The following is a 13,526-nucleotide window of genomic DNA, read 5'->3' as shown; positions in this document are numbered from 1 at the left end:
TCGACAACGGATAGATTACACGGCAGATGGTAGATAGCGAAAATTCATACGGAGAAAAGGTCTCCCGCCTAGTGGGCTGGGGTCACTGGTTTGCGTTCTTTAATATAATTGCGGCAATGCTGGTCGGTACCCGCTATATCGCCTCTTCTCCGTGGCCTGATACGTTGCTGGGACAGTTTTACTTGTTCGCATCGTGGATCGGCCACTTTGGCTTTTTGGTATTTGCCCTCTATCTGTTAGTGCTGTTTCCGCTGACCTTTATTGTTCCCTCGCGAAAACTGTTTCGATTGATTGCGGTGTGTTTTGCTACATTTGGCCTCACTGTCCTATTAATTGATACCCAGGCTTATCAAACCATCAATTTGCACTTGTCTCCGGTGGTTTGGGATCTGCTATTTAGCGACGAAAACAGCACCATTAGCTCCGATTTACAGCACCTGTTCATTGTCCTGCCACCGATTTTCTTAGCTGAGCTTGCGCTCGCGGAATGGGTATGGCGCAAACAGCGCAAACTGTCTCATAAGCATGTCGGCCGCCCATTGGCTGCGCTGTTTTTCGTGTGCTTTATCGCTAGCCACCTAATTTTCATTTGGGCGGACGCGTTTTTCTATAACCCTGTCACCGTGCAAAAAGCCAATTTCCCTCTCTCCTACCCGATGACAGCGAAGTCATTTATGGAGAAACATGGCTTACTGGACAGAGAAGAATACCTGCAGAAACTTAAAGATAACGAAGGCGCTGCGGATTTGGTTCGCTACCCGCTAACAGAAATTGAGTTCAATCGCCGCTCTGAGAATTTGAATGTACTGATTGTCAGTATCAATAACCTTCGCAGTGACATGCTGAATCCAGAGACCATGCCTGTCGCGTACGGATTTGCTCTCAACAATCAAAACTTCATTAACCACTACAGCTCAAGCAATGACGACTTTGGCGCTTTCGGCTTGCTTTATGGTCTTCCAAGCAGCTACGCCAGCAGCATTAAGTCTCAGGGAACTGAACCCTTGCTGATGTCTGTACTTGCTAATCAAGGTTACCGATTTGAGCTTTATAGTGGTGATAACTTTGAAGACGACCTCTACAGCGAGACCATCTTCAGAAAATTCCCAATGGTTGATTTAACCGCAACCAAGTCGGAAACGCTGGATAAAACCATCTCTGACAATGCGGCCATTGAGCAGTGGAGCGATGCCATTATTAATGGTTCAAACAAACCATGGTTTGGCTTTATTGAGTTGTCCACTGTTGATAACTTTAGCGACTACCAATCACAAAGTAATGCGCAAACAGCCGAAGAGCGCTTTGTGAGTGCTTACTCAGCCGCAGCTACCGCTGCTGATGCCGAGTTTGGCAAAATTCTGCAAGCGTTAGTTGATCAAGACTTGCTAGAAAGTACCATCGTGATTTTGACGTCAAACCACGGTACCGAGTTCAACGAAACGAAGACTCGAAGTTGGGGTTCGAATACCAACTACAGTCAATATCAGTTGCGTGTGCCTATGGTTATTCATTGGCCAGGTAAACTTGCTGCCGACTACGGACATATGACCAGTCACCTCGATCTTGCTGCGACCATATTGGAAGATCTTAGCGGTGTGTCCACCAATGTGAAGAACTTCAGCAGCGGACGCAACCTGTTTGATGAAAGAAAACGTAAGTGGATCATCGCAGGTGATACAAGAGAGCTCGCTTTGGTGACTGCAAATGACACCACGGTAGTCGACAAGTTTGGTAACTACAGCCTGTATGATAAAGATTACAACAAGCTTGATAACACGAATCCGAAGCTTCCTATCTTGATGCAAGGCTTCACGGAACTGCAACGTTTCTACGCTAAAAGTCAGTAAATCAAGCAGTTAATCACATGAATTGCCCTTGACCAGTAAAACACTCTGGTTTAGATTAAACCCATCGGACTGTAGCGCAGCTTGGTAGCGCACCGTCATGGGGTGTCGGGGGTCGCAAGTTCAAATCTTGTCAGTCCGACCATATTCAAGCCCTAAGACTCGTCTTAGGGCTTTTTACTACTTAAATGTGTAGTTTTTAGACACCCAAACCATTATTTTGAATCAGTTGCTTATAAATAGAGCAAACAGTAAAAATAAGGGTTTACAAACAGTAAGATGCCCATTATTATGCGCATCAACACGGAGAGATGGCTGAGTGGTCGAAAGCACCGGTCTTGAAAACCGGCAACCGTTAATAGCGGTTCTAGGGTTCAAATCCCTATCTCTCCGCCACATTCTAAAAAGCCGCTGATAATTCAGCGGCTTTTTTCGTTTTAGCAATCCAGGCCCACGAAGTGTTGCAGCTAAATGCTGAAACTAAAAAGGACTGCGCCTGACAGCCCTTTTATCGCTAACCGCAAAACCTACGATAAATCGCTGCCGTTGCTGGCGATAACCTGCTTGTACCAATAAAACGACTTTTTAGGAATTCGGTTCAAACTGCCGTTACCTAGATTGTCTCTATCAACATAGATAAAGCCATAGCGTTTACTCATTTCACCTGTCGAGGCTGCCACAAGGTCAATACACCCCCAAGGTGTGTATCCCATTAGTGGAACGCCATCTTCCATTGCTTCATGCATGGCGATGATATGCTCGCGTAGATAGTCAATTCGGTAGTCATCGTTCACTTGACCATCTTCAGTTAATTGATCGTGTGCGCCCAATCCGTTTTCAACCAAAAACAGCGGTTTTTGGTAGCGGTCATATAGGGTATTCATAGTGATTCGCAGACCCGTAGGGTCTATCACCCATCCCCAGTCACTAGCCGGTAGGTGTGGATTTTTGATCGACTTCACTACGTTCGCTTCACTGGTATTTCCAGCGTTCATGTCAGCGGAAGCGCAGCGAGAGGCATAATAACTAAACGAGATGAAATCGACAGTGTTCTTTAAGATCTCAAAGTCTTCTTCTTCCGTCTCTAGCACCACACCCTTTTGGTCAAAGACTTTTTGAGCGTAAGACGGATAATAACCGCGAGACTGAACATCAATAAAAAACAGGTTCTCACGATCCTTTTCCATCGCCATCAGAACATCTTCTGGCTTACAAGAATATGGATAGAAATTGCCACCAGCCAGCATGCAGCCGACTTGGTTTTGCTCATCAACTTCATGCGCTATTTTTGTTACAAGCGCACTAGCAACGAGTTCATGGTGAGCCGCTTGATACTTCACTTGATCATGATTCTCACCTTCTTGAAACAGCAGTCCTGCACCAGAAAACGGACTCGCCAAAAGAATATTGATCTCGTTAAAAGTCAGCCAATACTTCACCAGCCCTTTGTACTGCTCAAAACACGTTCTTGCATAGCGAGTGAAGAACTCGATCATTTTTCGATTGCGCCATGAACCGTAGGTGTTAACCAAATGCATTGGAACGTCGAAATGACAAAGCGTGACTAAAGGCTCAATACCGTTTTTTTGGCACTCTTCAAACACACTTCGATAAAAGTCCAACCCAGCCTGATTCGGCTCTAACTCATCACCTTTAGGAAAGATGCGACTCCAGGCGATAGAGACGCGAAACACTTTAAAGCCCATCTCAGCCAATAAAGCGATATCCTCTTTGTAACGGTGGTAAAAGTCGATGGCGTTATGACTTGGGTAAAACTCATTTTCAGATAGAGCGGCCCTATCTACTTGGCCAAGCTTGATTGGCATACGGTTGTCACCATAGGGGATCATATCGACCGTTGTGAGCCCCTTACCACCAGCTAAATGAGCACCTTCTGACTGGTTTGCGGCGATCGCCCCGCCCCATAGAAAATCTTTTGGAAATTGGATATTTGACATTGAGTACCTCGAAAACAACAAAAACCACCTCACTCGAAAGAGATGCAATTATTCTAAATACAACCCATTAGTTCGAATCTGAAACCTGCTACAATCAACGTTAATTCAACCGATCATAACTTCAACCAGCTAGAGTACCACCATGATTATCTTAACGACGACCTATGGCGACATTGAAATTGAACTTAACATGGACAAAGCGCCTGTCAGTTCAAAAAACTTTCTGCGCTATTGCCAAGAAGGCTTCTATGAAGACACCATTTTCCATCGTGTTATTGACGGTTTTATGATCCAAGGTGGTGGTCATACCGAAGACATGACCGAAAAAGAGACTCACGCACCTATCGTTAATGAAGCAAACCGTGGTCTTAAAAACCTAACCGGCACCATTGCCTTTGCTCGCACCGATGCGCCGCACTCGGCGACAGCTCAGTTTTTTATCAACTTAGATAATAATGACTTTTTGGATCACACCGGTAAGACAAACTCCGGTTGGGGCTATGCGGTGTTTGGCAAAGTGACGGCGGGAATGGACGTGGTCAGCAACATTGGTAAAGCCATGACTGGCATAAAAAAAGGTCATGATGATGTGCCGCTAGACACGATTAAAATCAACAAAGTCACCATCGTTGACTAACCCCAAAACACATCACGTTGGCCTACAGTAACTCTTCAGCTGTAGGCCAACGTGATGAGTATTGTTGCGTGTAACTAACACTCATTGACTGACTGTTAACGTTGTTACCTAATGAACTTTCCCCTCCTCTAATCCGCTGATTTCATGCAACTCCAGTATGCAACAGGGCACATTTCAACAAAATACAATGTGATGCCTCGAAAAACGAATGTAAACACAATGTGAACGGTTTTCGCAGCCATGTTTCCTCGTTAATTTAGTCTCGCCTGTCTTAAGGAGTATCAGACAGGAACATTCTAAATAAAGACATGAGGTCACAAATGAAAATTCGCATTAGTCGTTTATTTGCGGCGATGCTGACCGTAGGGATTGTCCCTACAGCATCCGCATACGATCCACTCTATTCTGAACAATGGCATTTAAATAACACCGGGCAAACCTCCTTTGCTGCCAATCCTGGTGTTGTCGGCAATGACCTAAATACACAGCTCACCCAAGCGATGGGAATTGCTGGTGTTGGTGTGAAGGTCGCCGTGATTGATACCGGGGTGCAAATTGATCACCCAGATCTAGCTGCCAACGTGGTTGCCGGTAGCCGAAACCTAGTCGAGGACTCCGAATTTCCAATTGACTACCCTATTGATGAAAATGGTCACGGCACCGCTGTTGCTGGTTTGATAAGCGCTGTGGGCAATAATGGTGAAGGCGGCCGTGGCGTTGCTTCTCGCTCTTCATTAGTGAGCTTTAACTGGCTTGATAGCCAAACCGTCGAGGGCTGGCTGATATCTCACGGTGCAGACCCGTCTACCAGCGATGTTCGCGTGTTTAACCAAAGCTATGGCTTTAGCCCTACCACACCGATTCCATTTGATGAGACTGATCCTGAGTTCAAGCTTGAACTGGACGTGATGAAAGATGTCAGCAGCTATAACGCATGGGGACGCGGGGCAATATTCGTTAAATCAGCGGGCAATGGTTATCGCTACTTCAATACCGGTCGCTTCTTTGTTCTGCCTAAAGATTTCTTTGCCGGAGGCAATAATCTGGGACTGCCAATGCACAACTCTCAGCAGTCTTACGACAACGCCAACTACTACAACCTCGTTACCAGTGCGCTCAGAGCCGATGGCACTCGCACTAGCTACTCTTCTGTCGGTACGAACGTCTGGGTAGCGGCACCTGCCGGTGAATACGGTCAAGATTACCCTGCAATGGTCACCACAGACCTAATGGGCTGTGAGCAAGGACAAAACACCAGCAGCGACTTAGGTATCAATGGCCTGCATGGTGGCACTGAGTTCGATCCAAACTGTAACTACACCAGCACCATGAACGGTACCTCTTCTGCGGCGCCGAATACTTCCGGTGCGATTGCAACAATCATGTCAACCAACCACGCGTTAACCGCGCGCGATGTCCGTGCTTTACTCGCAGAGACCGCAAGTGTTACCGATGCAGACGATCCCGGCGTGTCACTGGACTTTGTGAACAGCGAAGGTCAACTGGTGAGCTACCAAGCGATCTCCCCGTGGCAGAAAAACGCGGCTGGTGTTGATTTTCATGCCTTCTATGGGTTTGGTGCGGTTAACCTAGATGAAGCGATGAAACGCGCTCGTATGACTAACAATGTCCTACCACCGCAGATCATCACGCCATGGGTTAACAATGCCTCTAAAGTCACAGTGCCAGATGCGAGCCTAGCAGGAGGCGAGTCATCAATTAGCGTTTCCGATGAACTCACGGTCGAGTCAGTACAGGTCAAGCTAACACTCGATCATACTCGCCTACCAGACCTAGCCATTGAGCTTATCTCCCCTTCCGGTACTCGCTCAGTACTGCAAACCCCTCGTAATGGCTTAGTTGGCCAATCGCTTGAGCCAGGCGTAGCGGGTTACGAGAATCAGCTCATGTTATCGAACCAATTCTATGGTGAAAGTGCGAAAGGCGAATGGACACTGCGCGCTATCGATACCAACGGTGATGAAGTGTTCTCATACTTAGCTTACTTCAACTCGTCCACTATTTTTGAAGTGCCAATGGCCAACAACACACAACCAGGCGTTCTCAAAAACTGGTCTATGCGTATCTTCGGTCATTAAGGAGCCCACCTCATGAAAACAATTACATTCTCAATTCTTGCGCTAACGATGGCAGTCTCCAGTGCGAATGCAAAACAGCTAGCCGAACAAGCAACACCCGATCTCTTTGCTCCTTCTAATGCGCTAGAAGTCAATGGCGAACCGTATCGCACGCTATCCGTCGACGAAATTGCTAACGTGGCTGAACTCCACGTGGGTGATGAAGTGTTTAAAAACCCATTCAGTAACGTCTCCAAGGCGACTGGGCTGGTGTTTATTACCGTCGACAATGCCAAAGATGCCAAAGCAGTTGCTACCGAGCTAAAGCTTGAAGTGGTCTTCGCACAAGGTGAGTCAGCAGTGCTTCGTGCATCACAAGGCCAAGATCTACTCGCGATCAGCGATTACCTCAATGCGGATAGTCGCGTGAAAGCATCAAAGATTGAGCTCAATAGTAGTAAATATTTGCAGCAGTAGCGCTTAATGACTAAAAAATGCCTTACAAACGTGAGGCATTTAAACGAGCATTAGCATCTCTACTATTGTCAGACATACTGCAATTTTCAGCTTCTATCTACTGACAAGCCCCGACCAACGTCCACACATCCCACTGCGCTGAGATATCAGCAGGGTTATCACCGCGTGTCCACCATTTAGCTTGATATTTAGAGCCTTGATGTTGCACGTTATCACCGCCTAAATAAGTTTGAGAAGCCGACCACGAAGTGAGCGCACCACAAGTGCCATTGGAACTGTCTTGTACGCTGACCACCTGAGTTGTAGAGTCTGACAGGCCTTGATTGTCGGTAACAGTTAGTGCCACTGTGTATTGCCCCGATGATACGTAGCTATGGCTGACGCTTACGCCTTGACTGCTCGCCCCATCACCAAATCGCCAGCTGTAATTGGCAATGTTGCCATCAGAGTCGCTAGATTGATTGGCGTTAAACTGGCAAGAGAGTGCGGTGCAATTCACATCCATTTGAGCGATAGGAGCCTGATTACCACCCGATGGGCTGCCGACATTGCTAGTAGGGACACCAGCCGGAAAGTGCGAGGAAACTAAAGGCCAAATTTTGCTGATGTGGGCGCCTTTGTTGTAGCAGCCGCCCAAATGGTGCAAGGCAACAACACGATGGCTGCTCGCGGCCAGTACCGGAGAGCCCGACGAGCCGCCTTCGGTATCACAAAGATAGCCAGAATCCGTATTACTGCCGCGACCGTTGGTTACCGGTCGGTCTACCACACAACGTGCACCGCTGTCTGTTTCTACGCCAAGCTCTTTCAAACGACCACCTGGGTGCTGAGGTATGTAAATGGTCTCTAACAAGCTTGGAATACGTGGGTCGAGGCCAAGATAACCGAAGGATTGAATGGTCGAAAAGTTTTTAACAGTAAACAGACTAAAGTCCAAGTCGTAGCCCGTTTCCAGCAGCTTGTCGGCTTGCACCTTCACTACCGTGCCTCGGCTGCCACCACATTGACTGAGCTGATAGTTAAACCATACTTCAGTGTTTGCAGCTTCACTCGCCGACTCAATACAGTGATTGTTGGTCATCATATGGTTGTTGGGACCAACACGCCACGCGGTACATAGACTTCTACCACCAATGAGAATGCGCGCAACAGGTTTACTGTGCTCCACCTCTTTCCCATATTTATCATCAAAACACGCTACAGCTTGCTTGTTATCCGAGCCACAGATTGACTCCTCTCCGGAAGGACTCGCGTTGATCACTTGCTCAAGCTGGCCTTGAGGTAAGCCAACTTGAATATAGTCAACGACCGCACTGCCCTCGCCTATCAGTGCCACTTCAACCGCATCACCGGCTATCGACATGGCAGCGAACTGCGTTACGCCGTCATCACCTTGACTACTATCAATTGTCATCGGGGTGTTGTGCTTCGCGCTATAGACATAACGCTCACTCCCGTCACTGCTCACGACTTCAATCGCTGCGCCTTCAGCCAATACCACATCGCGAAAATGCACTTTGATAAAGCTCGCACCTGGCTCAGAAAAACCAAACACTTCTGAGGTAACAAGAGCCGATTCCGTTTGTTCAGAGCTCACGCTTAGGGTGTGATTGGTTGTACTTATGCTAGAAACGCTAGGCAGCTCAGTTTGGCCATTAACCAGTGCGTGGGAAGAAAAACTCAAGCTAGACACGGCTAGCGCTAAGCTCAACCCTTGCCAAATAGTCAAGCGTGAGCCAGATAGTGGTCGATCCATGAAAAGGTTCCTTACTGTGAATGAGTTAAACACCTAGGTGTTACACATTCACAGTAGTCAGGCTTATTGGAACCTAACGGATGATTTGGTGGTGAGTATGAGGTTTTACGAGTTGATATAGGCTCAACCGTAACTGATATGTTACTCGAATTACAGGCTCTGTGATTTGAATCTAGCTACGTTCAGCCAAAGTGACGATGACGAGGTGAAGTTAGGACGTCGGGATAGCTTGAGAAAAGTAGGATGATTGAAACACCTACGAATCTGCAGTTCCTTCCGTAGCTTCTACCGTTTCAACCACTTCAGCTTGCTCTGAATTCGCCGCTTGCTCCGCTTCCATTTTGGCGCGCTCAGCTTTTGAGATATAGCGCGGCTTGTTGCTTTTCTGATTTTTAGCGTTGCCTTTTTTCGCTTTCGCTTTCAGGATCTGGATGACCTTCTTCTTTCTGTTCATAAACGGCTCTATTCTCTAGCGGGTTTTCATGGGCTGCGCATGATAGCGCTCTCTTGGGTGTTAATCCACTGCTAAGCACTATTACTCGCCATCGAGAACATTAATCTCATCCCCTTTACCTTGTACGTAGCTGCCAAGGTGCGTTGCAAAACGCTGATCTTCAATTATCGGCAGCACATCTTGCGCCAAGTTTGCTGGGAAAACTTTTAAGGTCGACAGTTCATCAATAGCAAGCCACTTCACTTCTTGAATATAGCTTTCATCATTAAGCCCCACGAGATTTCCAAGGCCAGGCTCACCTTGCCAATCAGGAATGTGATAAAACAGCTCAACATGGTAGCGCTCTGCCGAAGTCTCATAAAACTCACGCACGCAAATGAGCTCGCCAACATCGACATCCAGGTTCGTTTCCTCTTTGAACTCACGTACCAAACTCTGCTTAGTACTGATATCTCCTGCTTCAAAGCCGCCACCTGGTGGGATCCAGTATTCGCCAGAGTAGGGATCTTTTACGCGCAGCATCAAAATGCGATTGTCGTTAACCGCTATCCCTGCGGCGCGAATGCGATGTTTCATGTTAACTCCTTTAACTTAGCCGCAGCTTCTATGAGCGACATATGAATCGGCACTAAATCTGCGTGATTACTGCGATAACCACCACCAATCACACACGCAATCGGAATGTTACGCTTCTGACAAGTAGCGAGCATCCAGCGGTCTCGCTCACGTATGCCATCAAGGGTGACATTTAAGAAACCAAGTTCGTCGTCTTGGTGGATATCAACGCCAGCATCAAAGATCACCAAGTCAGGCTGATGAATATCGAGAGCAAATTGCACCACTTGCTTAAAGCTCTGCAAAAAATCGTCATCCTCAGCACCTTTAATAAATGGCACGTCGAAATCAGAATCGGGTTTTCTCGCAGGGAAGTTTTTATCACAGTGCAGTGAGAGTGTGATGATTTGGTAGTTTTGTGCCATCAACGATGCGGTGCCGTCACCATGGTGAACGTCACTGTCTATAATCAGTACCTTATCGATGCCCTGCGATATCGCGTGCTGCGCCGAAACGGCTAAATCATTAAACAGACAAAAACCGCTACCATAATCAAAATGGGCATGATGATACCCGCCACTTAAGTGAATGGCTAAGCCATTTTCGAGTGCTTCTTTAACGGCGAGTACCGTGCCACCCGTTGAAATCAGCGTGCGCTCGATAAGCTTCTCACTCCAAGGAAAGCCAATACGGCGCATGTTCGCAGCTGGCAGGAGTCCAGACACTAAATTATCGGTGTAGGTATGACAATGGGTCTGTTTAATATCAGCCACGCTAAGCGCTTGGGGTTCGACAAATCGAAATAGCGACGAGTTGGAATAGCGCTCTGCGACCGCCTCATAAAGCAGCTGATATTTACGAATTGGATAACGATGCCCATCAGGCAATGGCAGCGCAGAGTAAATAGGGTGATAGATGAGTGGAATCAAAGTATTCTATTCTCAATTAAATCAAAGACACAAAAACATAGTAGCGTTAGGAGAGCAACATGAAAACCGTCTTCATAACCGGAGCCAATCGAGGTATCGGCCTCGCTTTGACGAAAAAGTACTTAGAGTCCGGCTTTAAGGTTCATGCCACCTACCGCAGCGCCAGTTCCGCTCACGAGCTGCTTTCTCTGGAAGTGAGCGAATCGAACCTAGCCACGCACACGCTGGATGTGACTGATTACGGCGCGGTAGCGAAATTAGTGCAAACGTTGCCGGACATCGACATCTTCATCAATAACGCAGGCTACTACGGTCCGAAAGGCTACGGCTTCGGTAATACCGATGTCGAAGAATGGCGCAAAGTATTTGAAATCAACAGTATCGCACCGCTTAAACTTACTGAATTGCTGTATCCAAAACTCATCAATTCGTCGGTGAAAATCATTGCCTGCTTGTCATCGAAGGTTGGCAGCATGACAGAAAATACCTCCGGTGGCGGTTATGTCTATCGCTCATCAAAAGCAGCGCTTAACTCTGTCGTGAAAAGCTTGAGTAACGATCTCACCTCGCAAGGCTTTACCGTACTGGCGCTCCACCCTGGCTGGGTGCAAACCGAGATGGGCGGACCACATGCGCTTATTTCCACCTCAGCATCAGCAAGCGGTTTGTACAAGGTGATCCGCAATGCTTCTCTGGATGATTCTGGTAAGTTTTTGAACTTTGAAGGTGAAGAGCTACCCTGGTAACTCTCCACTTTGGTAGCGCTATTAATAACTAAAAATACTAGCAGCGGGCGATCAATTAGCTCGCTTTAGGTTTACTGCGGCGCTTTCCTGTTGAGCTACCTGCGGCGCGGCGCTTTTTGTACTTTTTGAAAGCTGGCTTTTCCACTTTCGGTAGATTACGCAGCGAGTCTGGAATCGGGCCAGTTTTCACTTGCCCCATCAACTGATCCAGCTTTACATTCAAATCCGACATAAAAGGCCCATACGACTGGGTCTTTTCCGTCATACCTTGTAGCTGAAACTCCCAATGCGCCGTCATATCTGGATAGGTTGATTCATCAGGCAGCGCATGGATAAGACCTCGACCTGCGGGTGTCGACATCACAGACTTGCCCTGACGGCTTAGTAGCTGGCGTTTAAATAGCGTATCTAGAATGCCTGCGCGAGTCGCTTCTGTGCCGATACCATCGGTATCACGCAAGATCTTTTTCAGTGATTTATCTTCAACGAAACGGCTGATGCCGGTCATCGCTTGCAGCAAAGTGGCTTCAGTAAAGTGGCGCGGTGGCTCGGTTTTCTTCTCACCAATTTGCCCCTCACGACACGTGAGAACGGTGCCGACCTCAAGCGGTGGAACGGCATCCACACCTTCTTCTTGATCATTAGCGCTATTACCTAGCAATACTCGCCACCCAGGCTCTTGCAGACGCTTGCCCTTTGCGACGAACTGACCACCCTGAATATCGAACTCCAACATGGCTTCGGCATACACGGCGGCCGGATAAAACTGCATCACATACTGTCGTGCAATTAAGCCATAGACTTTCTCTTCAAATCCAGAGAGCACCATGCTTGTCTTTTTAGGCGTTGGGATAATCGCGTGGTGGGCATCCACTTTACTGTCATTCCAAGCTTTAGACTTGCGACTGCTGTCTGCACCATCAACCGCTGCGGAATACTCTTGGCTGTTGTTTTTGATCGCCGCGAGTACGTCCTTGGCTTGATAGAAGTGATCTTTTGGCAAGTAGCGGTTGTCTGAGCGCGGATAAGTAATCAGCTTGTGCTTCTCATACAACGCCTGACACACATCCAGCACTTGTTGCGCACTCATGTTGTAGCGTTTCGCGGCGTCAATTTGCAGCGCTGACAGAGAATAAGGCAGCGGCGCGTTTTGTTTGGTTGACTTATGCTCGGACTTAATAACTTTAGCGGGCTGACCTTGAATACGCTGTGCCACGTTCTCGACCAGTTTACGATTAAGAACACGCCCTTCTTCATCTTGCCATGGCTTACACGCTTCACTCGGTCGCCATTTGGCGCGAATATCGAATGCGGGGCCATTGTCTTGGTATGGGATCAAGGCGTGCAAAGTAAAATAATCACGAGGTACAAAGTTCTCAATCTCTTCATCTCGGCGAACGACCAATCCCAATACCGGCGTTTGCACACGTCCAACTGACAGTACGCCCTGATAACCAGCCTTTTGACCAAGCAAAGTATAAGCGCGGGACATGTTCATGCCATAGAGCCAATCAGCACGTGAACGCGCCAATGCAGAAACTGACAAAGGCACAAACTCGCGGTTCATGCGCATATTATTGAGCGCTTTTTTTACCGCAGGTAAGTTAAGGTCGCTGATCAGCAGGCGCTGAGCGGTCTCCTTCTTAGACTTAGGGACTTTGCAGTAATCGATGACTTCATCCACCAGCAGTTGCCCTTCTCTATCTGGGTCACCGGCGTTGACGATTTGCGTCGCGGTTTTAAGTAACTTCTTAACCGCTGTAAGCTGCTTGGAGGCGCTTTTTCTCGGTCTTAACTGCCACTGGTCGGGCACAATCGGAAGATCGGCGAGATTCCATTTTTTGTAGCGCTCGTCATAAACGTCTGGCTCAACTTGCTCCAACAAGTGTCCAATACACCAAGTAACGACATCGCCGTTCCCACATTGAATAAACCCATCCCCTTTTTTCTGAGGGTTAGGTAAGGCGGCGGCAATCGCTCTGCCAAGGCTGGGTTTTTCTGCAATGAAGAGACGCGTCATAAAATGAAATGAGTCGAAAAAATAAAGGTAAGCTTAACTAAGCTTACCTTTGCGAATCAAGAAAAAACTGTA

Annotated in this window: 11 protein-coding genes and 2 tRNA genes; 7 read left to right on the top strand and 6 right to left on the bottom strand. The window is 47.6% G+C overall.

Annotated features, from left to right (window positions below; all coding sequences use genetic code 11):
• The first annotated feature begins 26 nt into the window (after positions 1 to 26).
• The 3 genes from PG915_RS05435 (at position 27) to PG915_RS05425 (ending at position 2,240) form a co-directional block, all read left to right on the top strand.
• On the top strand, positions 27 to 1,847 hold the full coding sequence (locus PG915_RS05435) for a DUF3413 domain-containing protein (protein WP_353498198.1): 1,821 nt from the start codon (positions 27 to 29) through the stop codon (positions 1,845 to 1,847).
• Between the two features lie 65 nt (positions 1,848 to 1,912).
• Positions 1,913 to 1,989, top strand: a tRNA-Pro gene (locus PG915_RS05430).
• Between the two features lie 160 nt (positions 1,990 to 2,149).
• Positions 2,150 to 2,240 (top strand) — tRNA-Ser (locus PG915_RS05425).
• Between the two features lie 131 nt (positions 2,241 to 2,371).
• Here the strand turns inward: PG915_RS05425 and ascB are convergent.
• The gene (ascB, locus tag PG915_RS05420; RefSeq protein ID WP_353498197.1) at positions 2,372 to 3,802 is read right to left on the bottom strand and encodes a 6-phospho-beta-glucosidase; all 1,431 of its coding nucleotides are present in this window, start codon (positions 3,800 to 3,802) and stop codon (positions 2,372 to 2,374) included.
• Positions 3,803 to 3,944: 142 nt separating this feature from the next.
• On the opposite strand from ascB, the gene PG915_RS05415 reads away from it, so the two are divergent.
• The 3 genes from PG915_RS05415 to PG915_RS05405 all read left to right on the top strand — a co-directional run bounded on the left by PG915_RS05415 (position 3,945) and on the right by PG915_RS05405 (position 6,994).
• Positions 3,945 to 4,439: a peptidylprolyl isomerase gene (locus PG915_RS05415; protein ID WP_353498196.1), complete on the top strand. Its 495-nt coding sequence runs from the start codon at positions 3,945 to 3,947 to the stop codon at positions 4,437 to 4,439.
• 320 nt (positions 4,440 to 4,759) lie between these two features.
• Complete coding sequence (locus PG915_RS05410; RefSeq protein WP_353498195.1) at positions 4,760 to 6,538, top strand: S8 family peptidase; 1,779 nt, start codon at positions 4,760 to 4,762, stop codon at positions 6,536 to 6,538.
• A gap of 12 nt (positions 6,539 to 6,550) precedes the next feature.
• Entirely contained in the window at positions 6,551 to 6,994 is a 444-nt protein-coding gene (locus PG915_RS05405; RefSeq protein WP_353498194.1) for a hypothetical protein, read from the top strand.
• 97 nt (positions 6,995 to 7,091) lie between these two features.
• Here PG915_RS05405 and PG915_RS05400 read toward each other — a convergent pair whose 3' ends face one another.
• From PG915_RS05400 to PG915_RS05385, 4 genes are all read right to left on the bottom strand, one after another.
• Positions 7,092 to 8,750: a PKD domain-containing protein gene (locus tag PG915_RS05400; protein ID WP_353498193.1), complete on the bottom strand. Its 1,659-nt coding sequence runs from the start codon at positions 8,748 to 8,750 to the stop codon at positions 7,092 to 7,094.
• A 256-nt stretch (positions 8,751 to 9,006) separates the two neighbouring features.
• Entirely contained in the window at positions 9,007 to 9,204 is a 198-nt protein-coding gene (locus tag PG915_RS05395) for a DUF2986 domain-containing protein (protein ID WP_353498192.1), read from the bottom strand.
• 81 nt (positions 9,205 to 9,285) lie between these two features.
• The gene (locus PG915_RS05390) at positions 9,286 to 9,780 is read right to left on the bottom strand and encodes an NUDIX domain-containing protein (RefSeq protein WP_353498191.1); all 495 of its coding nucleotides are present in this window, start codon (positions 9,778 to 9,780) and stop codon (positions 9,286 to 9,288) included.
• Positions 9,777 to 10,688, bottom strand: a complete 912-nt coding sequence (locus PG915_RS05385; protein WP_353498190.1) for a histone deacetylase — start codon at positions 10,686 to 10,688, stop codon at positions 9,777 to 9,779. Before PG915_RS05385 ends, PG915_RS05390 begins: the two co-directional genes overlap by 4 nt.
• 59 nt (positions 10,689 to 10,747) lie before the next feature.
• Here PG915_RS05385 and PG915_RS05380 point away from each other — a divergent pair, with 59 nt between their 5' ends.
• Entirely contained in the window at positions 10,748 to 11,434 is a 687-nt protein-coding gene (locus PG915_RS05380; RefSeq protein WP_353498189.1) for an SDR family oxidoreductase, read from the top strand.
• Between the two features lie 55 nt (positions 11,435 to 11,489).
• Here PG915_RS05380 and PG915_RS05375 read toward each other — a convergent pair whose 3' ends face one another.
• A complete protein-coding gene (locus tag PG915_RS05375) occupies positions 11,490 to 13,454 on the bottom strand; it encodes a DNA topoisomerase III (protein ID WP_353498188.1) in 1,965 nt (654 codons plus the stop codon).
• Between the last annotated feature and the right edge of the window lie 72 nt (positions 13,455 to 13,526).

Origin of the sequence: Vibrio sp. CB1-14, from assembly GCF_040412085.2 — a bacterium.
Lineage (GTDB): Bacteria > Pseudomonadota > Gammaproteobacteria > Enterobacterales > Vibrionaceae > Vibrio > Vibrio chaetopteri.
This window is presented reverse-complemented; position numbering and strand designations above follow the sequence as displayed.